At 72.6% G+C, this 962-nt stretch carries 2 protein-coding genes; both read left to right on the forward strand.

Going from position 1 to position 962, the window contains the following annotated elements; translation table 11 throughout:
- Positions 1–179: 179 nt before the first annotated feature.
- Positions 180–677, forward strand: coding sequence for a helix-turn-helix domain-containing protein (locus KBX34_RS34355; protein WP_210929003.1), 498 nt, complete (start codon positions 180–182; stop codon positions 675–677).
- Positions 678–811: 134 nt separating this feature from the next.
- Positions 812–962, forward strand: a 151-nt coding sequence (locus KBX34_RS33175) for an ATP-dependent Clp protease proteolytic subunit (RefSeq protein WP_247672510.1), incomplete at its 3' end; no start/stop codon positions are given.

Here is a 962-nt window from a genome sequence, read left to right on the forward strand (position 1 = left end):
CCGGCGTTGCGCGGGGAAATGGATCACCGTCGAACCTGCCCCGCCACCGTCGCCTGCACGCCCACAACATAGCGGTTACGTCCCGCTTCGCACGTCCGGGTCGCTCGCGGACAACCTGGACGGCCCGGGACGGGCATGATGAGGGTGTTCCCGACGACGACCGCGAAAGTGAGGCCGGCATGTCGTTGCTGCGACGAGTCATCGGCGGAGTGCTACGCCGCCACCGGCAGCGTCAGGGCCGCACGCTGCGCGAGGTGGCTGCATCGGCCGACGTCTCGGTGCCCTACCTCTCGGAGGTCGAGCGAGGCCGGAAGGAGGCCTCGTCGGAGGTGCTGGCGGCGATCTGCCGAGCGCTCGGCATCAGCCTCGCCGACCTGCTCGGCGAGGCCCGCGACGATATGCGTCGGGTCGAGCCCCGCCTCCCGGCCGCGCCGCGCGCCGCGCTCACCCACCTGGAGCGGGTCGATGCGACCCGACGCGAGATCGGCAACGCCACCCTGCTGGTGGGTCCACGCATCGGCGGGTTCGTCCTGCACCACGGGCCGGTGGCGAGCGAGCCGGCCCTCAGCGTCGCCGGAAAAGCCTCCGCTGGTGGCTCGTGCCCCGGTCCGCGTACCGCTGCCCTGGCTGACAGCGCACAGACCCGGCTCGGCCTGCGGCGGCTGACCGCCGCGTAGGCCGCGTGGGTTCTGCCGACGGCGGATCTGCCGGCGGCAGAATCACTGGGCTGGCCACCGCCGCCGCGCGCACGCTGAAGGCGCCGGTCCCCCGGGCGGTCCCATCGCCCGCCGGCACCGTGAGGCGGCGGCACATGATCGAGTACGGCGTACGGATGCTGGACGGCCCGCAGGCGTCCTTCGGTGACCAGGTGTTCGAGCGGCTGCTGCGCGAACGCATCGTCTTCCTCGGCACCGAGGTGACGGAGGAGTCGGCCAACCAGATCTGCGCGCAGATCCTGCTGC

Origin of the sequence: Micromonospora sp. M61 (assembly GCF_018070245.1) — a bacterium.
In the GTDB taxonomy this organism is placed as follows: domain Bacteria; phylum Actinomycetota; class Actinomycetes; order Mycobacteriales; family Micromonosporaceae; genus Micromonospora; species Micromonospora zamorensis.